We start from the raw sequence: 21698 nt of genomic DNA, 5'->3' as shown, positions 1-21698 counted from the left end.
CGGCATGAAGATACTGGTGACCGGCGGGGCCGGCTTTATCGGCTCGGCAGTGGTGCGGCTGGCGGTGGCGCGCGGCCATCAGGTGGTGAACCTGGATGCGCTGACCTATGCCGCCTGCCTGGCGAATGTGGCCGGGGCCGCACAAAGCCCGCTTTACGCGTTTGAACAGGCCGACATCCGCGACCGCGCCGCACTGGACCGCGTATTTGAAACCCACCAGCCGGACGCGGTGATGCATCTGGCGGCGGAATCCCACGTGGACCGTTCGATCGACGGGCCGGGCGATTTTGTCGAAACCAATATCACCGGCACCTATCAGATGCTGGAGGCCGCCCGCAAATACTGGACCGCGGCCGGCAAGCCAGAGGGGTTCCGTTTCCATCATATCTCAACCGATGAGGTCTACGGCAGCTTGCCTGCGGACCCCGCGGTAATGTTCACCGAAGACACATCTTACGATCCGCGCTCGCCCTACTCCGCCTCCAAGGCCGCCAGCGACCATCTGGTGCGCGCCTGGGCCGAGACCTACGGCCTGCCGGTGGTGCTGACCAATTGCTCCAACAACTACGGCCCCTACCACTTCCCGGAAAAGCTGATCCCGGTGGTGATCCTCAATGCGCTGGCGGGCAAAGAGCTGCCGATCTACGGCGACGGCTCCAACGTGCGCGACTGGCTGTATGTGGAGGATCACGCCGACGCCCTCCTCTTGGTGGTGCAAAAAGGCGCATTGGGCCGCAGCTACAATATCGGCGGCGAGAATGAGCGCTCGAACCTGGAGCTGGTGCAGACGCTCTGTGCGATCCTGGATGGCAAGCGGCCGCGCGCGGACGGCAAATCCTACAAGGATCAGATCACCTTTGTCACGGATCGCCCGGGCCATGATGCGCGCTATGCCATCGACCCCAGCCGCATCCGCGACGAGCTCGGCTGGCGGCCGTCGGTGACGGTCGAGGAAGGTCTGGAGCGCACGGTGCAATGGTATCTCGACAATGAGCCCTGGTGGCGCGCGCTGCAGAACCGCGACGGCGTCGGGCAACGGCTGGGGACGGGGAAGTGAAGGCTTTCCGGCTGGAAAGCCTGCCCCCCTCTCGGCGGCAAAGCCGCCTGCCGGGCAGCGGGACGGGGATATTTCGGGCCAGATGAAGAAGGATCCCGCCTTGCGGCGGGGCGCGGGAGGCAAAGGGAGCGGGAATGAGCATTCTGGTTTTTGGCAGGACCGGCCAGCTGGCGCGGGAACTGGCAGCGCAGGGAGACGTCACCTGCCTGGGCCGCGATCAGGCGGATCTGTCGGATCCCGAAGCCTGTGCCGGAGCGATCCGGCAGGCAAAGCCGCAGGCCGTGATCAATGCCGCGGCCTATACCGCGGTCGACAAAGCGGAAGAAGAAGAGGCACTGGCAACCGTGATCAACGGCGCAGCCCCCGGCGCCATGGCGCAGGCTTGCGCGGATCTGAACATTCCCTTTGTCACCGTCTCCACCGACTACGTCTTTGACGGCAGCGGTCAAGCCCCCTGGCAGCCTGGCGATGCCACCGCGCCTTTGAATGCCTATGGCCGCTCCAAACTGGCAGGCGAACAGGCAGTGCGCGCGGCGGGCGGCGCATATGCCATATTGCGCACCTCCTGGGTGGTCTCGGCGCATGGGAATAACTTCGTCAAGACCATGCTGCGGCTGGGACGCGAACGTGACCACCTGACCATTATCGCTGATCAGACCGGCGCGCCGACCCCGGCGCGGGATATTGCGGCGGCCTGTCTTGTGATGGCGCAGCAGCTGATGACGGATCCGGGCAAGCCCGGCACCTATCATTTTGCAGGCGCCCCGCAGACCAGCTGGGCGGGTTTCGCACGCGAGATCTTTGCGCAGGCCAACGTGGATTGCACAGTGGAGGATATCCCCACCGCTGCTTATCCGACGCCCGCAGCGCGGCCCTTGAATTCACGTCTCGATTGCACATCACTGGAGACGGTTTTCGGCATCCCGCAGCCGGACTGGCGGATGGGGCTGACTGAGATTCTGAAAGATTTGGGAGAATTGGCATGACTGACGGCAAGCCCGGCGCGGGTCGCAAAGGCATCATTCTGGCGGGCGGCTCGGGCACCCGGCTCTATCCGATCACCATGGCGGTCTCGAAACAGCTGCTGCCCTTGTATGACAAGCCGATGATCTACTACCCGCTGTCCGTCCTGATGCTGGCGGGCATCCGCGAGATCTGCGTGATCACCACGCCGCAGGACCAGGAGCAGTTCACCCGCCTGCTGGGCGACGGCAGCCAGTGGGGGGTGTCGCTCACCTATGTGGTGCAGCCTTCGCCCGACGGGCTGGCGCAGGCGTTTATCCTGGCCGAGGACTTCCTGGCCGGCGCCCCCTCGGCACTGGTTCTGGGCGACAATATCTTCTTTGGCCATGGTCTGCCGGACCTGCTGGCCGCCGCCGATGCACAAACAGCAGGCGGCACTGTGTTCGGCTACCACGTGGCGGATCCGGAACGCTATGGCGTGGTCGGCTTCGACGATGAGGGCCGCGCCCGCGAGATCATCGAAAAACCCGCCGTGCCGCCCTCGAACTATGCGGTGACGGGTCTCTATTTCCTGGATGGCACGGCGCCGGAACGGGCCCGGCAGGTCGCGCCGTCGCCGCGCGGCGAGCTGGAGATCACCGACCTTTTGCAGATGTATCTGGAGGAAGGGTCGTTGCGGGTTGAAACCATGGGCCGCGGTTATGCCTGGCTGGATACCGGCACCCATGGCTCGCTGCTGGATGCGGGCAATTTCGTGCGCACCCTGCAGGAACGCCAGGGGCTGCAGACCGGCTGCTTGGAGGAGATCGCCTACAGCCAGGGCTGGATTGATGCGGAGCAGCTGAAGGCACGGGCCGCGAAATTCGCCAAAAACGCCTATGGCGCCTATCTCGAAGGGCTGCTGAAGTAGGCGGCAGGCTCCCGTCCGTCATCCGCTATCACAGATAGCCTCTTCCGGTTGGGCCCGGCGCCGCTGCGCGGCGCAGGGTTTCCGCGTTGCGGACACGCGGGTAACGCTTTGTCAGCAATTCCTAATAAATTGAAAACAAGAGCCATTTTCTAGCCACAGCAGCCCCTCAGCTGTTCCCGGTTGCGCCGATAGACCTGCCCTCGACCGGATTTATTCTGCGAGGAGCATGCAATGGCACAGCGGCAATCGGAACCCAGCCCCGGGCAGGGCTTTGGCCGCCGCATGCGGCAACTGCTGCTGCCCGGCATCCATAGGGTGCTCGCCGCCGGCCTGATGGCAGCCGCGCTGGCCACTTCCGCCGCCGCCGTTCAGCCGCTGCCTTCTGCAGAGGCCCCCCCCGACCTGGTGCCGGTGTCCCGGCAAGTGCTGCCGCCCCTGGCCCATGCCCGCTTCTGCCTGCGCCACCCCGGTCAATGCGCAGTGCGCGGCGGCAGCCCGCAGCCTGCCGGCTCCGCTCAGGCGCAATTGGCCGCGGTGGTGGCGATCAATCTGGCGGTAAACCGGGACATCACCCCGCAAGCGGACGGCACCGCGCAGGGAATTACCGATGAATGGCGGCTGAATGCGGTGCGCGGCGATTGTGAAGATTATGCACTTTTAAAGCGTAAAAGATTATTGGATCTGGGCTGGCCGTCCGCATCGCTCCGGCTGGCAACGGTGCTGACACCGGCTGGCACCGGCCATGCTGTATTGATTGCACGTTTTCGCGGCGGGGATTTCGCCCTGGATAATCTCACAAATGAAATCCGGCCCTGGCGGGAAACCGGATACCGGTTTCTGAAGATCCAATCGGAAACAGATCCAAAAACCTGGTATTCGGTTGCCGCGCCGCAAGCCGGGGGCGGGTTGTCCTGAACCATCCGCTGCCGCGGGTCCGCACAGGCGTCAGGCGCCGCCGCGCCGCGCAATCACGCTGAGGGTGCGCCACACGATGCGGGCTTCCATGGCAAAGCCCGCATTGGCGATGTAATGCAGATCGGCGCGCACCTTGTTCCGGGTGGCATCAACGCCTTCGATATATCCCAGCTCCACCTGGGCCCAGCCGCTGATGCCGGGGCGCACCGCGTGCCGCTCCTGGTATCCGGGCACATCAGACAGAAACCGGCGCGCATGGCCGATATAGTCCGGGCGCGGCCCGATCAAGCTCATTTCTCCCTTAAAAACATTGATTATCTGCGGCAGCTCATCCAAACGGGCGCGGCGCAGAAACCGCCCGAGCGGGGTGATCCGCTCTTCTTCCAGCGGGCAATCAGCGGTGCGGCGGATATCCGGCGCGGGGCGCATTGTCCGGAATTTATAGGCGGTGAACGGGCGGCAGCCCCGCCCCATGCGCCGCTGCGAATAAAGCAGCGGCCCCCGGTTCCAAAAAGGATTGAGAAGCAGCAGACCCGCCGCGCACATCAGTGCCAGCGGCAGCAGGATCGCGCAACTGACAACCAGATCAAACATGCGCTTTACCCCGGCAAACACAAACCCGGACAGGGTGCTGCGGAGCGGCGGACGGACTGAATTATAAGGCAGATCCCGTTCTGGGACTTCAAAGTCAAACATTGAACTTAATCACCTAAGGTTTAACAGAAATATTAACCTTTTGCCGCAATCAAGCGGTAAACATTAGGCAATTATGTATTAAGTCAAAATTGTGTCAATTGATTCTAAAAAACGACACAGTTAAACATGCGTGAGTTGCATTAAGCTAGAAAGAACTTCGCCGCCGCAGAATCCAGCCTTCGTAAGGGGTGGAGAGTCTTGAGAATTCCAAATAGGTTTCCAGCTGCCGCTCCGGCAGGCCAAGCGCCCGTCCCGTCACAGCCAGGCGCAACCAAAGATCCCCGTCAAGCGGCTGCCGGGCCAGCGCTGCCTCAAGCTGGCGCAGGGCGGCTGCCCGGGCCGCAACTGTCTCCGGGTCCGGTACGGGCCGCAGCGGGTCCAGGCCGTTTGCCGCCGCTATCAGATCCGCCGCATATAGATGCAAAACCGCCCTGCTGCGGTGCAGATGCGGATCAAACAGCGCTGCCGCACCGGCTGGCGCGGCCAGCAGCGCCGCCACCAGTCCGCTGTCCGCCGTCTCCAGCCGCCCTGCCCCGGCCTCTGCGGCCAGGCGGTGATGCGCCCGGTGGTTCAGATGGCTGCGCAGAGCCTGCCATTGCAGCCCTGCGCACAGGGCCGCCAACGCCAGAAGCAGGGCTTTAGCTGTCATTGTAATAGCCGCCGTAGCCCCTCCCGCAGCCATAAGACGACCCCTCGCAACTGCCATAAGCAGCGGCTTTTTTCGCGTCGAACATATTCAGAAAGGCGCCATAGCACTTGCCGCGCAGCCGCGGGTCGCTGCCCAGGATCGCGGCGGCGTGGTTCACATCGGCGGCGCCCCATTTGGCAACAAAAAACAGCCCGTCCAGATTGTGCAGAACCGCGCGCGCATCGACCACCGGCCCCAACGGCGGCAGATCAAGGATCACGCAGTCATAAACCGCCGCACAAGCGCTCAGAAGATGTTCCATCGCCGGGCCGCCCAGCAGCTCGCCGGTATGCACCGCCCGGCCCGGCCGGTTCGGCAGGATATGGGCGCCGGTCGCCTGCTCAATGCACAGCACGTCCTGCCAATCCGCCCCGTCCAGCAGCACATCCGCCAGGCCCTGTTCAATATTGCCCGCCAGCGACCGGGTCAGGCCCGGATTGCGCAAATCGCCGTCGATCAGCATGACCGAGGCGCCCTGCGCCGCCAGCAAGGCCGCGAAATTGGCAGCGGTGGTTGTTTTGCCTTCGCCGGGGAAACAGGACACAACACCGATGATCTGGCTGGCACCGCGCTGCGGCGCCTTCAGCGTCAGGCTCATCCTGCCGGTGCGCAGCGTCTCGGCAAAGCCCGACAGAGGCTTGTCCGCGCCATAGCGCATGATGGCGGGAAACCGCACCTCCCGCCTGCCAAGCTGCAGATCCGCCGCCTCCGGCGGGTGCTGCGGCGGCGCAATCTTCTCCAGCCCGCCCAGGAACTCCAGCCCAAGGATATCTCTGATCTGATCTTCTGTGCGCAGCCTGGTGTCCACCGCCTCCCGCACAGCGCTCCAGCCCGCTGCCAGCAGCACTCCCAGAATGCCGGCCAGGGCCGTGATCTTGGCCAGCTGCGGCGAACTCGGGTATTCTGGCACCCGCGCCGGGTTCAGGATCCGCGCGTCCGACACCGGAAAGCTCTGCTCTTGCAGCGATTGCTGATAGCGCTGCAGGAAACTGGTATACAGGCTGCGCACGGTCCCGGCATTGCGCTCCATCTCGCGCAGCTCCACCAGCGTTGTGTTGTCCGCCCCCAGCTGTTCGGCGGCAACCGTCTGCGCGGCCTCCAGGCTGGCCAGCCGTTCGCGGGCTTCATGCACATCGTTGCGGGCCACCACCTCCGAGCGTTTGATCTCTTCGAACATCAGCCCTTCCAGCTGGATCAGCTCGCGCTGGCGCCGCCGGGTCTGCGCGTGATCCGCGCCCAGGCTGCTGCGCAGATAGTTGAAGTCCCGCAGGGTCTCCAGATACTGGCTGCGCAAGTTTGCGGTGATCGACTGGCTCGCGGTTGAACTGACAAAGGCCGAGGTGTCATTCTGCGCGACAATCTCATTCAGCCGGTTGCTGCGGGCCTGCAGCGCCAGCAGTTCCGCCCGCAGATCCGCCACCTGCTTGTTCAGCAGCTCCAGCTCAATATCCGACGACAGATCGCCGCCTGCCCCCGCCAGATTGTTCTCGCGCCGGAAGCTGTCGACCGCCTTGTCCAGCAGGCCGGACTGCAGCCGCAACTGGTCCGACCGCTCCTTCAGCCAGTTGGTGGCGCGCTGGGTTGCCTCGTATTTCGAGGCCAGCTGATCCTCAATATAGGCATTGGCAACCGCATTGGCGATCCGCGCCGACAGCGCCGGGGAGACCGAGGTATAAGTGATCTGCAGAACCCGGCTGCGCTGCACCTGGCGCACCGACATATTGTCCCGCAGCAGGCTGACAGCATCCTGCCGGGCGGCTTCCGCCAGTTCCTGCGGCGTCAGCGGAATGGCGGGCTGTTCGTCCTGCACCCAGGATACAGCCGTTGCCGCCGCCAGCCGCAGCAGGTCTTTCACCCCTTCAGCCGCCCGCCCCGGCCCGGTCCTGGGTTCGCTCAGAAACGCAGGGTTCTGCACCAGATCCAGCGCCGTAACCACCCGCGCGGCAATCTGCTCGGACCGCAGCACCTGGATTTCTGTGGTGATCTGATCCTCGTCCAGCCGGACGCCCGACACTCCGGACAGCTCGCGGGCGTTTTCAGCATCGGCTGAGCCGACGCTGATATGGGCCGAGGCGGTATAGACTGGCGTTGCCGTCGCCGCATAGGCGATCCCCAGCAGCAGCCCGGCCAGCAGCCCCAGCAGCAGTACCGGCCAGCGCCGCCGCGCCACCGCAAAGATCCGCATCAGGTCAAGACCGTCGTCCTGCGCCCCGCCGCCGTCCGGCACTTGCGGCACCCGCATCGGTTCATGGGTCATCTTCTGCATTTGGCACCTGAATACTGGCAAACGGCGGCCGAAGCAGCTGTCCGCAAACGCAGGTGTTGCCGGGACATCACCTAGCCGGCCGGGCTGACAGCGCCGCCCGGCACCCCGCCTGCACTGCTGCCCCCGGATCTGCCGCCGCCCTGGGTGCCGCCCGGAGTGCTGCCGGATACACCGCCCGCAGAGTTGCCGCCCGGTACGCCGCCGCCGGTGGCAGGCGTGCCGCCTGCAGCCGCAGCACCGCCGCCGATGTCCGCAGCACCGCCGCCCGCCGCCGCATCCGGCGCCTCAAGCCCGGCGCCGGATGCCCCCGGCGCGGCAGGATTTATGGCCGCCGTCTCCACATCCCCCGAGGCAGCGGTGAACCCCGCCGCCAGCCCGGCAGAGGGAGATTGCGCAACCGCCACAAGGATGGCCGTACCCTGTTGGAAATTCCCTTCCGCCGTCATCCGGCTTGCGGCCTGCGCCAGGCCTGCACCAATGGCCTCGGCCTGCTCTGCGCTGACCCCCTCCGCTGAGGCGAGGGCAGCAATCCGGGCCGCGGTACCGGGATCCGTCAGGGCGACTGAGGCGATCAGTGCCGCCAGATCGCCCTCTTGGCTTAGAAACCCCGCCGGATCGGCAAGGAACAGCGCCAGCGCCGCCGGGCTTGCCTCCGCCCGGGGCGGCGGGGTTTCCGCCCGGCCCGCGCCACCTGCCCCGCCTGTCCCCGCCGCGCTTTGCGCCGTCTGCCCGGATGCGGGCGGCGCAAACACTGCAAAGGCTGCAACAAAACCAGCCGCCAGCACCTGACGGGCTCTTGTAGAAAATGCAAAACTCATATCATGGCCTCAAACACCCAATTCACGGCGCGGACGGGCCCGCGCGCCTGTACCTGGAATATGCACCCACTGCGTGCATAAATAACTACCCTAGCCCGATGGATCGGCGCGCTTTTAATCAATTCCCCGATAAATTGCACTCCTGTCCCTTTCCCGGCCTGTCCCGGACAGTCAGGCGGTCAATACCTCAAAGCCGTCATTGCGCACCGCAACCGCACTCAGCTTTCCGGTTGCAAAAGCGCCGGTATCCACGCAGATCCGGCCGCCTTCTGCGCGCACCTCCTCAGCAATTGTGTGGCCATGGACAATCCACACCCCGTCCTGGCGCGGAACCCGCCCGAAATTGCCATGCCCCCAGGCCAGATGGTAATCCTCCTGCGCCTCCAGCGGACAGGCGGGGTCCGCCCCCGCATGCACCGCCGCCACGTTGCCGGTCCGCCAATACGCCGGCAGGGTGCGGATCCAGCTGATCAGCCCGGCGCCCATCCTGTTTTGCAAACTGTCGCGCGCCGCAATCCAGTTCAGCTCCGGCATCCCCGCATGCACCGCGGCGATGCCAAAACTTGCCAATGTCTGGCGGCCGCCATGCCGCAGCCAGCCCGGCCCTTCGCCCAGCGGATCGTCCAGAAACCCCAGCAGCATGTCCTCGTGGTTGCCGCGCAGGCAGACCGCCTGCGGATCGCTGACTTGCAGCCCGTGCAGCGCCTGCAGCACCTGGGCGCTGTTTTCGCCCCGGTCGATGTAATCACCCAGGAACACCAGCCGCCCGCAGTCCGGCCGCAGCGCAATCCGGTCCAGCAGCCGGCCCATCAGATCATAGCAGCCGTGAATGTCCCCCACCGCCACAAAATCCTCTGCCGGGGCCAGGGTGGCAAACTCTGCGGCCTTGTGCCTCTTTGCCGTGTTGCGGAACCGGCTGAAAAACCCCTGCATGATACCTGCGCCCCTTAATTCGACAGGTTCGACAAATCGCCGTCGATCTGCACAGTGTCGCCTGAAATGGTGGTCGCCAGCCCGAAGAATTTGCTGACCGCCACAGAATCCGCATTGGAGACATAAACCACATCCCCGTCCCGCACGTCGAAATTCCGCGCCATGAAGAAACTGTCAGGCTTGCGGAAATTGGCCCGGTAAACCGTTGGAATATCGTGCTGTTCAAAGCCCGAGACATCGACGCCCATCTCCTTCAGCGCATGGCGGTGCTCGGTGCGGTAGATGAACACATGCGCCGGGTCCGCCTGGTTGTCGTCCAGGCCAACCGCCTGGGCAACCGCACCGTTCAGATCCACCGCCGCCGCGCCGAACGTGAACTCCCCCACCGACCCTGTGGCGCCGAAGGCGTAGAATTTCTTGCTCTCGCTGGAGATATTGATGTTGTCCCCCGGCGCCACAAAAACGTTTTCGCGCGGGTTGGCCGTCAGCGCCTCATAGGCGATCTTGGCGCTTTGCCGTCCCCGCGACAGGGTGACAAAAGTCTCGTGATCCTCGCCGGTGATACCGCCCGCCTGCGCCACCAGATCCAGCACCCGGTCGCCGCTGTTGCGCAGGGTGAACACGCCGGCCTCCTTCACCTCGCCGATCACCGAGGCGCGCGGATAGTTCGCCTCCACCACCTCGATCGTCACCGCCGGGTTGATCGCTTTTTCCTCCAGCTGGCGCTCGATAATATCCTCGACCGCCGAAGGCGTGTTGCCTGCCGCCCGGATCTTGCCCGCATACGGCACCGAGATCATGCCGTCGCGGCCGATCTCCTGGGCTGGCAGGGTAACAAAATTGCCCGGCCGCACCCCGGCCTCCCTGGGGATGAACAGCCCGCCGGACTGGTCCTCGAAAATGGTGATCTGAATAACGTCGCCCGCGCCCAGCCGGATGCTTGGCACCTCGGCGCTGCTGGCGCCAAAGGTCGCAAACGAACTGCTGTCGTCCTTGGTGACAAACGGGATCACCTCGCGGTTCACATCAACAACCACATAATTATAGCCCAGGGTTGCATCATCGGCCTGCAGATGGCTGGCGGATTTTTCCAGGATCGCGGTCTCATCCGGGCCGTTGCGGGGCAAAAAACTGCACGCACCCGCAAGAAGCAGCACAAACAGAAGACCAAGGGATCGTTTGCAAATCATCGGGTTTTCAATTCCACTCGTCCAAAGCGTTTTGCGCAGGCTGAAACATACCGCCTCAATGGCCTTTCTAGCAGAAATTGCCGAAAAAAAAGAGTTCTAATAAAATTTTATGATCCCTTTGCGGATCAGGTTGTATAATCCAAATACGGGAATTTGATCCGGTAATGAATTGAAATCAAAACCACTGTATTCTTCAAAGGTTCTCCATGCGATCTGCCGGAATCCGCACTCTCCGTGAAAGCCGCCCTGTCAGGCAGCTGCCCGGCGGCAACCCTCCTGCCGGTCCGGTATCACAGGCTGATCCAACTGCCGGCTGACCGGGGGAAACTCTGGGCAATACACCGGGGGAAACTCTGAACGAAACTCTGGGCGGAACAAACGTGCTGCATAGACCACCCCTTGCGCTTCCTTCACACCGTTACCGGGATCTCTGCCGTGCCGGCCTGACGGCAACCCTGTTCCTGGCCGCCCTGTTCAACGGCTCCGTTTCGCCGCCCTATGCGCAGGCCACTGGGTGCCTGGCCGCCCTGCTGGCCTTGTTCTGCCTGCCGGTCAGAACCACCTCCGCCGGCCTCCGCCGGCTGGTGCGATCCACCGCGCTGATCCTGACCCTGGCAGCGCTTTGGGGCGGGTTGCAAGTGGTCCCGCTGCCGATCGGCCCCCTTACCCACCCGGTCTGGCAGCAGACCGCCACCGCGCTGGACCTCAACGCAGGTTATCTCTCGGTCAGCCCGCTGCGCACCCTGGCAGCGCTGCCGGCGCTGATCCTGCCGGGGCTGGTGTTTCTTTGCACCCTGCTGCTGTGCCAATCCCCCCGCTCCGCCAAACGCGTCTGGGTTGCGCTGTCGCTGACCGGGGCCGCCATTGTGCTCATATCCATGGTGTTTGAGGTGTTTTTTTCCCAGGCTCAGGTCTTTACCAGCTACCCGGTCAGCTACGGCAGCTTTTCCGGCGTGTTTGTGAACCGCAACGTTGCCGCCTCATTTTTTGGTCTCACCGCATTTGCCCTGGCCGGCACCCTGCAGATCCTGAAACCTGCGCCCCGGCTGCCGCGGACCGGGCATCATGCCGGCCCGGCCCCCTCCCCTGCCCGCACCGGTCTTGTGCAGCCCGCGCTTTGGCTGCTGCTGTTTGCGGTGCTGATTGCCATCATCGCAACCCGGTCGCGGGCCGGCGCCCTGCTCAGCCTGCCGCTGCTGGTGCTGTGCCTGGCCATTGTCTCAGCCCAAGCGCACCGCAACGGGCGCACCCGCCGGGCACTGCTGGTGCTGGGCGGCGGATGCCTGCTGCTGGTCCTGTTCGGCGAGCCGGTGTTCTCGCGGCTTGGCGGCACCTCCGGCGATCCGCGCTGGTGCGCCTGGGCCGCCACACTGGCCGCGATCCGGGACAATCTGTGGACCGGCACCGGCTTTGGCACCTTCGTGGATGTCTTCCCCGGCTACCGGGATCCGGTCTGCCTCGGCACCGAAGGCAGCTGGCACCGGGCCCATAACTCCTATCTTGAACTCACCCTGGGGTTCGGCCTGCCTGCTGCCCTGCTGCTGCTGGCGGGCGGTTTCGGGCTGATTCTGAAAACCTGCCTCACCGGCCTGCAGCTGCGGACTTCCTTGCGCGCCATACCGGTGCTGACCCTGGGCGCACTGGCCTTTGTCTCAACCCATTCACTGGTGGATTTCCCGCTGCAAATACCGGGCATCGCCTATTACTGCGCCGCCCTGCTGGGTGCCGGCTGCGCAATCTCGCTGCTGGAAACCCCGCTTCGCCAGTGATCCCGTCATCCCCGCACAAGGGATTCTACGCCTGCCCGCAATGCCTTGCGGTTCATGCCCCCTGCCCCGCCAGATATAGAAAACACTTGCGCGAATCCCGCGCTTTGGCCAATAGTCACGGAAAAGCGGCGGCAAACGCCAAATTCCGTGAACACGGCCCCACCTGAAAACACGGGGACAGGCGCGGATTAAAACGGCAGAGCGGCAGCGCACAGCAGGCACATAGGGCAGATGGATCATACATACACCCCCGAGGATCTCAACGCGGTCATCCGCCAGCATTCCGAATGGATCGCCGCCCAGCTGCATGCGCAGCGCGAGAGCCTGTTCCCCCCGAATGCCACCAAATCCATGCGCAAATTCACCTCGGGCGAGGCCGCGGCCCTGCTTGGCGTCAATGATTCCTACCTGCGCAAGCTGCATCTTGACGGCAAGGGCCCCTCGCCCGAACTGACCGCCGGCAACCGCCGCCAGTACACCGCCGAGGATATCCAGGCGCTGCGGGTGCTGCTGGAGAAAACCGCCCGCAAACCCGGTGACTACCTGCCCGGGCGCCGCACCGGTCCTGAGGACGGCGCAGGCTACACCGACCATATGCAGATCATCGGCGTGATGAATTTCAAGGGCGGCTCCGGCAAAACCACCACTTCCGCCCATCTGGCGCAGCGCCTGGCGCTCAAGGGTTACCGGGTGCTGGCCATCGACCTGGATCCGCAGGCCTCGCTGACCGCATTGCACGGTGTGCAGCCTGAGTTCGACCTCAAGGACGGCGGCACCCTGTTTGATGCCATCCGTTACGATGACCCGGCGCCGATCAGCTCGGTGATCCGCAAGACCTATATTCCGAATCTCGACCTGATCCCCGGCAACCTCGAACTGATGGAGTTTGAGCACGACACCCCCCGCGCCCTGGCCCAGGGCAATGCCGGATTGTTCTTCTTCCGGGTCAAAGAGGCGCTGACACAGGTCGATTCCGACTATGACGTGGTGGTCATCGACTGCCCGCCGCAGCTGGGCTTTCTCACCATGTCGGCGCTCTCTGCCGCCACCGGCGTCTTGGTGACGATCCACCCGGAAATGCTCGACGTGATGTCGATGTCGCAATTCCTGCGCATGACCGCCGACCTGATGGACGTCATCGCCCAGTCCGGCGCCGATATGTCGCACGACTGGATGCGCTACCTGCTCACCCGCTACGAACCCTCGGACGCGCCGCAGAACCGCATCGTTGCCTTCCTGCGCACCATGTACGGCGAAAAGGTGCTGAACGCGCAGATGCTGAAATCCACTGCAATCTCCGACGCAGGCCTCACCAAACAGACCCTGTACGAGGTCGAACGCAGCGCTTTCACCCGCTCGACCTATGACCGCGCCGTCGAAAGCCTGAACGCGGTCAACGACGAAATCAGCCAGCTCATTCAGGAAACATGGGGGCGCAAATGACCAGCAGCAAAAAATCCCGCCTGTCGATGCTCGACAGCCTCGCCGCTGCCGGGGCGCCCTCCCCTGCCCCGGCGTCTTCGATGATGACCAGCAACCGCGCTCTGCGCTCGGCCCGCGATGCGGTGGATTCGCACCGGGTCTGGGATCTGGAGCCGCATCAGATCGAAGACACGCGGATCACCGACCGGCTTGATCCCGAAGACATCATCGACCTGCGCGACGCGATTGAAACCAACGGCCAGACCGTGCCGGTCCTGGTGCGCCGCCACCCGTCGGAACCGGACCGCTATCTGCTGGTCTACGGCCGCCGCCGGCTGGAGGCGATCCGCTCGTCGGATAAGGTCGCCAAAGTGCGCGCACTGGTGGCCAATCTCGATGATGACGCCGCCGTGCGGGCGCAGATTTCCGAAAACATGGCCCGCCGCGACCTCACATTCATTGAAAAGGCGCTGTTTGCCCTGGAACTGGTCGAAAACGGCTTTGGCAACCAGTCGCAGGTGGCTGAGGTTCTGACCGTCACCAAATCCTCCGTCTCCATGGCCATCGCCATTGCCGAGGCCATCACCCCCGGTCTTGCCCGCGCCATCGGCCCGGCCCAGGGCATCGGCCGCCCCCGCTGGGATGCGCTGGCCCGGGCGATTGACGAAACCGGGGCTGACCGCAACGCGCTGGCCCAAACAGCCGAGCGGGTCTACACCGACTTTGCCATATCCGCGGTGACTGACGATGGCACAAACAGCGCTCCCGCCGACCCTTCGGTGATGGCGTTTGAGGCGGTGTTCAAGGCCGCGGTCCCCGCGCCTGCCCCGCAGGCCGCCAAACCACCGGCCAAACCCGCGCCGGCAGCGCAGAAACTGACAATCGGCGGCAAACGCAGCGCAACCCTGCGCCGTTCCGCCAAGGGCGTGAACCTGGAACTGGCCAGCGGCGATTTTGCCGACTGGTTCGAGGCCGAGGCCCAGACCCTGATCCAAGAACTTCACGACCGTTGGCAAAATCGGTCGGAAGGTTAATAAATAACAATAACTTAGGAGGCACAGAGCAGACCAAAAAAGAAGGCCCCGCAAAGACGAAGCTCCACGAGACCTACTTGTTTCTAGCACCTTCAAGTTAGTGGCAGCAGCCGTTTTCCGCAAGTCCAATGTGATTCGCGGGCCGCTCTTTTTTTGTCTTTCGTGATGAACACATGGGATATATGCCCCTCACGCCTTTTGGGCGAACGGTGGATGCTGTGCTGGTGAAACAGCAGGCTGCCGCCGAACAGGCTGCTTTGACCAGCGCTGTCAGCAAATGGGACGTGCTGCGCGAACTGGCCGCCGCCCGCAAGCTCTACGGTCTCAGCGACCGTGATGTGTCGGTACTGCAGGCACTTCTCAGCTTCCTGCCCGGCAAGATGATCGACCCGCAGCCCGGCACCCCGGTTGTGCACCCGTCCAACCGGGTGATCTGCGAACGCCTGAACGGCATGCCCAATTCGACCATGCGCCGCCACATGGCCAAGCTGGTGCAGGCCGGCATCCTGATCCGCCGCGACAGCCCCAACGGCAAACGCTACGTGCGCCGCAATCAGGGCGACCGTGTTGCCTATGGCTTCGACCTCTCCCCGCTGGCCCTGCGCTACGCGGAATTCTCTGCGGCGGCAGAGGCCGGCCGCGCGGAACAGGCCCGCATCAAACAGCTGCGCGAGACCGTCAGCCTGATGCGCCGCGACCTGTTGAACCTCGCCCTCTGCGGCGCCGCCGAAAGGCCTGATCTCAGCATATGGGACCAGTATCAGGACCTCGCCCTGCTCACCGCCCGCAGCCTGCGGCGCAAGCTTGATCTCGGCGAAGTGGAGCAGATCCGGGACCAGCTGGGCACAGCTCTCAGTGACCTGAAAGTGCATTTAGAGCCTGTATTTGCAAAGAAACTGAGCACCAGTGACGCCCAAATTGAGCACCACTATCAGAGTTCAAAGAAAGACTCATTTGAATCTGAACAGGCCGTTAACTCAGCGCACGCAGCAAATACGGAACCGAAAGACGAACCCGGGTATGCTGAGAAACCTTCAGCAGAAAGGCCAGCGCACCGTGAAACACCTCCCCAACCGCCAAAGGCCCCTGCCCCCAGCGGCCCAAGCCTGCCGCTTCGCCTGATCCTCGCCGCCTGCGGCGAAATCCAAAGCTATGCCGATGGCGCCATCCGCCACTGGACCGACCTTTTGCGCGCCGCAGACACCGTTCGCCCGATGATGGGGGTTTCAACCGCCGTCTGGGAAGAAGCCAAAACCGCCATGGGAGCCGCCGAAGCCTCCGTGGTGATTGCAGCAATGCTGGAGCGTTTCGGCGATATCCGTTCTCCCGGCGGATATCTGCGGCACCTCAGCACCAAGGCAGCGGCAGGGCATTTTACCAGCAGCCCGATGATCATGGCACTGACCCGCCGCGAAACCGCTTAAAAGTTCACAGCTGTGAACTCCTCAATTGTCTGCTCTGAAGACGTTTCGGAGACGGGCTTTAACTCGACCCGGAAACAAAATCCCTGGCCGTGGAGAATGTACAGCTGAATGTAAACGTGGAGCCTTTTCCGGGTTCGGAACGCACATCAATTCCGCCGCCCATCAGATGTGCCAAACGGGAGGCAATGCCCAGCCCCAGCCCGGTCCCGCCGAAATCCCGGGTTGCGGAACTGTTGACCTGGGAAAACGCGTTGAAGACGCTGGCCAGCTTGTCTTTGGGTATACCGATTCCGGTGTCTTCGACCGCGATGTTAAACCGGGTCTGTAAGGCCATTTTAGTTCCGGTGACTTTGACTGTCACGGCCCCGTTCTCAGTGAATTTCACCGCGTTGCCAACCAGGTTGACGATGATCTGCCGAATCCGGCCCTCGTCGCCCATAATGGCAGAGGGAAAATCCGGTTCATACTCCAGCCGCAAGGCCACTCGGCTTTCTGCGGCTTTGGGTTCCAGCATCCGGACAACACCCGAAAGCAGGTCGCGAATATCAACCGGCTGGCTTCTGAGCTCCAGCTTGCCGGACTCGATCTTAGAGAAATCGAGTATTTCATTGATGATTTCCAGCAAGGCTTCACCGGATTCCGAAATGGTCTGTGCATACAGCGCCTGGTCCTCGTCCAAGTCCGTTTCCTCCAGCAATGACGCCATTCCCAAAACGCCGTTCATCGGGGTTCTGATCTCGTGGCTCATGGTGGCGAGAAATTCGGATTTGGCCTTGTTCCCGGCCTCAGCCTCGCGGGTTCGTTCTTTTACCTTTGCCTCAAGCGAGGCTGTAAGTTCCGTTAAATCTGCATTGCTGCGGTCGAGATGGGTCAGCACCTCGGCAAAGGCCAGTGCCAAACGGCCGATTTCGTCCCGGCCGCAATCAGGGACGTCTTGGGGGCGGCTGCCTTGGCGTATGCTGTCGGCAAAGACCGTCAGGCGTTTGACCGGCCGGGTGATCCGATTGGCCATGATGATGGCGGCAAGTGATGCAAAAAGCGCGCAAAATCCGGACAGCAGCAGGATCCGGCTGACATGGGCCATCCATTCCTGGTCCAGACGGGCGGTGGAGAACTCAAGCACCACATAGCCAAGCCGGGTGTCTGCTGTTGCCAGAACCGGACCCGCCACCCTGATCCGGCTGCCGTCTGTCATGACGATCCACTGTTTGTGATCGACAACGGTGCGCAGAAGCGGATCTGCAAACCGCTGGCCACGCAAAAGATTGTCGTCGGTGCCATCTGTCAGCACCCGGGTGCCAGCATCCAGGATCAAGGCGCGCATGGCACCTTCGCTGGCTAAAGCAGCCCCGGTTTGTTGACGTAACCGTTTGATATCTAACTCATAAAGAGGTTCAAGAACGGCTTCGCCCAGAGTTTTGGCCAGATCGGTCACATGCTGTTCATAGGCTTCGGCTGAAGTCCGGTGTGCAAGTGTGACCGAGATCGCGGCAATTGCGCCGGCTACCGCCAGTACGATCAGAACAGTGTAGACCACCAGTTTGGTTCTGAGGCTGGATCCAAGCAAATCAGCCCCCGCCGATGAGAAGCGCAACCGGAGTCTGGAATTGCTTCAGCAGGTTCAGGGTGGGTGCGGGTATGGGATCGAATTTGCTGGTTTCTTCAAAGCTCAGCAAAGCGCTGCGGCCTGCTGCGGATTGATCCATGCCTGTCAGCACAGCCAGCAGTGCCCGGGAAAATGCGGCGGAGGCATCAGGTGGAACGCTGACGACATGGCGCGGGATGGCTTTGGTTTCCAGAATGATTGAAAGATCGTCAAAATCGCCGCCTGCCTGCATTTTCAGGCCCTGCAATGACATGGCACCGGCATCCACCAGCCCGCGCAGTACCCATTCGATGGTATTTCCATCGTCGCCGGAAAAGACATAGGCGGCGCCGCTGGCCGGGCGCGCGGCCCGTGGATCGGGGAGGGCGGTCAGCGGGGCGATCCGGTCCCCGATGGCGAGCCGCGGCAGGATGTAGCCACTGGAGGAAAACGGTTCCTCAAAGGCGACAACCTTGCCCTTGAGGTCTTTGAGCGACCGGATGCCGCTGTCCCGGCGGGCAAAGATAACGGATTGGTATTGGGCGGTTCCCTTTTTCCACCGGCGGGCCAGCAGGCGGCTGCCGCATTCAGCACGGACCGCCAGCGATACCAGCGGGCTGTCAATGTAGATGTCGACGGCACCTGTGCGCAGGAGTTCGGACATATCGCTGATGTCCCGAGCAATTGTCACACTGGCGCCGGTGATGCCCTGATCCTGCAGCTGCGCTGCAAGGTGCCGGGCAAACGGCAGGAAGGCGCGGGTTTCCTTGACCGGCTCGTCGCTGATGGTGCCGATCACCAGCATCCGGGCAGCGGCGGTCTGGCCGGTCAACAGGCCAAGGCACAGGCAGAGCAGATATACCGGTTTTTTGAAATGCATGGCTGGCCTCATTCTTGAAAAACAGCGCGACTGATGAGTGCTTCTTTACCGCACAAATTGCGTACAAAAAGGTAAAAGGTCGATTTTTAACTTGTCTGCGGCCGCTGCCTGCAGGGGATTTTTCCAAATCCAGGCGGCTGCGGCGCTGATCGCACTGGCAGCGGCGGCGCGCGGACAGGCCGGGGCAAGGGCCGGGGCGGGGGCAAGGACCGGGGCAGAAACGAGGGCAGGGCGGGCGGCGCCGGAATCGGGCCGCCAGCTGCCCGCCGTTCAAATCAGCCGGAGCCACAGGAAACGGGGAAACGGTTGCGCCGGCGGGACAGGCAGGGCGCCTAGGCCAGATTAGACAGGCTAGCTGCGGCCTGTTGCAGGGCGGGCAGGAAATCTGTCAGATCCTGCAGGCTGCGGCGCTGCACCGGGGCGTGCACCGACAGCGTGGCCAGCAGCCGGCTGTGCGCGTCCCGCACCGGCACGGCGACGGCAACCATGCCGGAGATGAACTCCTCGGCGTCGGTCGAATAGCCGCGGCTGCGGATGGCGGCCAATTCAGTGCTGAGGGCATCCGGATCGGTGCAGCTTTGCCCGGTCACCGCCTGCAGCGGGCGGGCGTGCAGGACGGCCTGCAGGGTACTGGGCTTCAGCGATGACAGATACATCTTGCCGCTGGCGGTGCAGTGGAACGGCACCTGGGTGCCGATCGGCAGCTGGATGCGCAGCGGCCATTTGGTTTCCACCCGGTCGAGGTAAATCATGCCTTCGCGGTCGGGGGTGGCGAGGTTGCAGGTTTCGCCCAGCTCCTCTGCCACGCCTTTCAGGATGCTGAGCCGGGCGGTGCGCAGATGTTCGGATGACATGGTATCCAGCGCCATCCGGCGCAGGCGGGGGCCGGGACCATAGGCGCGCCCGTCAAGGTCGCGCTGCAAAAAACCTTCACCCTCGGCGGTTTGCATCAGCCGGTGCACGGTGGGCTTGGGCAGGCCCATCGCCTCGATCATCTCGGCCGGTTTGACGGCGGTGCCGCGGCGGGCGATCTCCTCCAGCAGCACCAGCAGGCGCAGGTTGGTGGGGATCTGCCCCGGTTTGTTTTCGGACCCGTCGTCTGCCATCGCTGCCTTATCCTTACTTACCCGGCAGCAGCACCAGCGCGAAACCGGGCACCAGCGAGACCAGCACCCAGACCCCGATCAGGGCTGCAAGGTAAGGGACTGTATAGCGAAGCAGGCGGAAATACGGAACACCGGTGACGCCGGATGCGACATAGAGGTTGAGGCCGTAGGGCGGGGTGATGAAGCCGATGGAGGCGCCGACCAGGAAGATCACCGAGAAATGGATCGGATCAACCCCGACAGAGGCCGCGATGGGGGCCAGGATCGGGGCAAGGATGATGGTGACCGGCAGGCTTTCCAGCACCATGCCGGAGAAGAACACAATCACCATCGAGGTGAACAGCACCGCATGGTAGCCGCCCATCGAGGTGACAAAATCGCCGATGGTCTGCTGGGCGCCCAGCAGCGACAGGATCTGCTGCATCACCACCGAGATTGCGATCAGCGGCGCCAGAATGCCGGTGATCTGCGCCGAGCGCACCACGATTGAGGGGATCTGCGGGATGGTGAAGCCTTCGACCACCAGCATCTCGGCATAGGATTTCTCTTCCCATGATTTGCCGCTGCCGGCGCCGGTGAGTTTGGTCGCCACCCAGGACAGCACACCTGCGATGACGCAGAAACCGACGGTGACGCCTGCGGCCTCGGTGGGGGAGAACTTGCCGGTGTAGATGCCCCAGAGCACCAGTCCGATGGCAAAGAAGCCGAGCCAGGCGCCAAAGGCGGTTTTCAGCACCCGGTTCAGCTGCAGCGGGATCAGGAAGCCCCAGCCGTTGCGGCGGCAGATGATCCAGCAGGCGAATTGCATGCCGACAACCATCATTGCACCGGGCAGGATGCCGGCCACAAACAGGTCCGAGATCGGCAGGTTCATCAGGAAACCGTAGACGATGAAGATGATCGAGGGCGGGATAATGATACCCACGGTGCCGCCTGCGGCGGCGGTGGCGGCCGAGAAGCGCTCGTCATAGCCGCCTTTGACCATTTCCGGGTGCAGCATGGAACCGATAGTGGCCGTTGTGGCCGAGTTAGAGCCTGATATCGCGGCAAACAGCCCGCAGGCGCCCAGCGAGGCCATTGCCAGACCGCCGCGCATCCAGCCGAGGCAGGCATAGGCGAAATCAGACAGGCGCCGGGCAATGCCGGACTGGTTGATCAGGTCGCCGGTGAGGATGAACAGCGGCATCGCCAAGAGGGCAAAGCCCTTGTTGAAGACGTTCAGCAGCTCGGCGCCCATATTGTCGAGCGTCAGCCCCAGCACAAAGGAGCAGCCGATGACCCAATAGCCGATCACCAGCAGCACCGGCACGCCGAGCATGAACAGAAAGGTGACCCCAAGCGAGATCAGCGTGACCCAGGTTCCGGTGTCCATTACACGTCTCCTCCGATCACGGCCTGTTTGATCAGCGGCGCGCCGCTGCGGAAGTTGCGGATGTCATCGGCGAGGTTTTCAAACACCCGGCCGATCATCAGGATAAAGGCCAGCGGCGCGGCGATCAGGAACCACCATTGCAGCACGCTGTCGGTGCCCAGCACGATCTGGAAGTTCGACGCCGACAGCGCCGTCATCCGGCTGGTGGTGACAAAGACAATGACGGCAAAGCCGAACCACAGCACCGCATCCAAGGTCAGACAGCCCAGCTGCGCCCAGCGGGGCATGATGGTGCGGAACTCATTGAAGCTGAGATGGGTGCGGAGGCGGACGTTGAAGGCGGCTCCGAACCAGGCCATCACCATGAACAGCAGGGGCGGGATGGTGGTGGACCAGGGCTGCTGGTTCTTGAACACAAAGCGGTCGATCACGCCCCAGAAGATGATGAAGGCAATGGCCAGATAGCTCCACACCATGATGGTGCGTTCCAGGTGGCGGTCCAGCAGCGGCACCAGCCGGTAGACCAGCATCACCAGCACCCCGCCAAGGGCCGCCGCAAGGGTGCCAAGCACCCAGGCGGCGTTGCTTTGCAGGGCGTTGCGGATTTCCCAGCTGTCTTGCGATGCAAATGCGCTGAAAATCGCGCTGATATCAGACCAGAGCGTCATTT

General features: G+C 63.2%; 19 protein-coding genes. 8 read left to right on the top strand and 11 right to left on the bottom strand.

Annotated elements, in window-relative coordinates; genetic code table 11:
• The first annotated feature begins 4 nt into the window (after window positions 1-4).
• The 4 genes from rfbB (at window position 5) to K3555_RS24700 (ending at window position 3845) form a co-directional block, all read left to right on the top strand.
• Window positions 5-1057 (top strand): dTDP-glucose 4,6-dehydratase, encoded by a 1053-nt coding sequence (rfbB, locus tag K3555_RS24715; protein ID WP_260009410.1) that lies wholly within the window; start codon window positions 5-7, stop codon window positions 1055-1057.
• A gap of 134 nt (window positions 1058-1191) precedes the next feature.
• A complete protein-coding gene (rfbD, locus tag K3555_RS24710; protein ID WP_260009408.1) occupies window positions 1192-2043 on the top strand; it encodes a dTDP-4-dehydrorhamnose reductase in 852 nt (283 codons plus the stop codon).
• Window positions 2040-2930, top strand: coding sequence for a glucose-1-phosphate thymidylyltransferase RfbA (gene rfbA / locus K3555_RS24705; protein ID WP_260009407.1), 891 nt, complete (start codon window positions 2040-2042; stop codon window positions 2928-2930). Before rfbD ends, rfbA begins: the two co-directional genes overlap by 4 nt.
• Before the next feature lie 231 nt (window positions 2931-3161).
• Complete coding sequence (locus K3555_RS24700) at window positions 3162-3845, top strand: transglutaminase-like cysteine peptidase (RefSeq protein ID WP_260009406.1); 684 nt, start codon at window positions 3162-3164, stop codon at window positions 3843-3845.
• A 30-nt stretch (window positions 3846-3875) separates the two neighbouring features.
• Here K3555_RS24700 and K3555_RS24695 read toward each other — a convergent pair whose 3' ends face one another.
• From K3555_RS24695 to K3555_RS24670, 6 genes are all read right to left on the bottom strand, one after another.
• Entirely contained in the window at window positions 3876-4541 is a 666-nt protein-coding gene (locus tag K3555_RS24695) for a sugar transferase (protein WP_260009404.1), read from the bottom strand.
• 145 nt (window positions 4542-4686) lie between these two features.
• Window positions 4687-5190: a hypothetical protein gene (locus tag K3555_RS24690; RefSeq protein ID WP_260009402.1), complete on the bottom strand. Its 504-nt coding sequence runs from the start codon at window positions 5188-5190 to the stop codon at window positions 4687-4689.
• On the bottom strand, window positions 5180-7495 hold the full coding sequence (locus tag K3555_RS24685) for a Wzz/FepE/Etk N-terminal domain-containing protein (RefSeq protein ID WP_260009401.1): 2316 nt from the start codon (window positions 7493-7495) through the stop codon (window positions 5180-5182). Before K3555_RS24685 ends, K3555_RS24690 begins: the two co-directional genes overlap by 11 nt.
• 71 nt (window positions 7496-7566) lie before the next feature.
• Window positions 7567-8313, bottom strand: a complete 747-nt coding sequence (locus K3555_RS24680) for a hypothetical protein (RefSeq protein WP_260009400.1) — start codon at window positions 8311-8313, stop codon at window positions 7567-7569.
• 171 nt (window positions 8314-8484) lie between these two features.
• Entirely contained in the window at window positions 8485-9246 is a 762-nt protein-coding gene (locus K3555_RS24675) for a metallophosphoesterase family protein (protein WP_260009399.1), read from the bottom strand.
• A gap of 14 nt (window positions 9247-9260) precedes the next feature.
• Window positions 9261-10373, bottom strand: a complete 1113-nt coding sequence (locus K3555_RS24670; RefSeq protein ID WP_260009398.1) for a polysaccharide biosynthesis/export family protein — start codon at window positions 10371-10373, stop codon at window positions 9261-9263.
• A gap of 443 nt (window positions 10374-10816) precedes the next feature.
• Here K3555_RS24670 and K3555_RS24665 point away from each other — a divergent pair, with 443 nt between their 5' ends.
• From K3555_RS24665 to repC, 4 genes are all read left to right on the top strand, one after another.
• Entirely contained in the window at window positions 10817-12205 is a 1389-nt protein-coding gene (locus K3555_RS24665; protein WP_260009397.1) for an O-antigen ligase, read from the top strand.
• Window positions 12206-12436: 231 nt separating this feature from the next.
• Window positions 12437-13648, top strand: a complete 1212-nt coding sequence (gene repA / locus K3555_RS24660) for a plasmid partitioning protein RepA (RefSeq protein WP_260009396.1) — start codon at window positions 12437-12439, stop codon at window positions 13646-13648.
• A complete protein-coding gene (gene repB / locus K3555_RS24655; RefSeq protein WP_260009395.1) occupies window positions 13645-14661 on the top strand; it encodes a plasmid partitioning protein RepB in 1017 nt (338 codons plus the stop codon). The genes repA and repB overlap by 4 nt, the downstream gene beginning before the upstream one ends.
• 173 nt (window positions 14662-14834) lie before the next feature.
• Window positions 14835-16085, top strand: coding sequence for a plasmid replication protein RepC (repC, locus tag K3555_RS24650; protein WP_260009394.1), 1251 nt, complete (start codon window positions 14835-14837; stop codon window positions 16083-16085).
• Between the two features lie 58 nt (window positions 16086-16143).
• Here repC and K3555_RS24645 read toward each other — a convergent pair whose 3' ends face one another.
• The 5 genes from K3555_RS24645 to K3555_RS24625 all read right to left on the bottom strand — a co-directional run bounded on the left by K3555_RS24645 (window position 16144) and on the right by K3555_RS24625 (window position 21696).
• Complete coding sequence (locus tag K3555_RS24645; protein ID WP_260009393.1) at window positions 16144-17652, bottom strand: ATP-binding protein; 1509 nt, start codon at window positions 17650-17652, stop codon at window positions 16144-16146.
• Window position 17653: 1 nt separating this feature from the next.
• Window positions 17654-18550, bottom strand: a complete 897-nt coding sequence (locus K3555_RS24640) for a phosphate/phosphite/phosphonate ABC transporter substrate-binding protein (protein ID WP_259993323.1) — start codon at window positions 18548-18550, stop codon at window positions 17654-17656.
• A gap of 332 nt (window positions 18551-18882) precedes the next feature.
• The gene (locus tag K3555_RS24635) at window positions 18883-19656 is read right to left on the bottom strand and encodes an IclR family transcriptional regulator (RefSeq protein WP_260009392.1); all 774 of its coding nucleotides are present in this window, start codon (window positions 19654-19656) and stop codon (window positions 18883-18885) included.
• Window positions 19657-19669: 13 nt separating this feature from the next.
• A complete protein-coding gene (locus K3555_RS24630; protein WP_260009391.1) occupies window positions 19670-21028 on the bottom strand; it encodes a TRAP transporter large permease in 1359 nt (452 codons plus the stop codon).
• Window positions 21028-21696 carry a TRAP transporter small permease gene (locus K3555_RS24625; protein WP_260009390.1) on the bottom strand — a complete coding sequence of 223 codons (669 nt, stop codon included), beginning with the start codon at window positions 21694-21696 and terminating at the stop codon, window positions 21028-21030. Before K3555_RS24625 ends, K3555_RS24630 begins: the two co-directional genes overlap by 1 nt.
• Window positions 21697-21698 lie beyond the last annotated feature (2 nt).

Source organism: Leisingera sp. M527 (assembly GCF_025141525.1).
Lineage (GTDB): Bacteria > Pseudomonadota > Alphaproteobacteria > Rhodobacterales > Rhodobacteraceae > Leisingera.
This window is presented reverse-complemented; position numbering and strand designations above follow the sequence as displayed.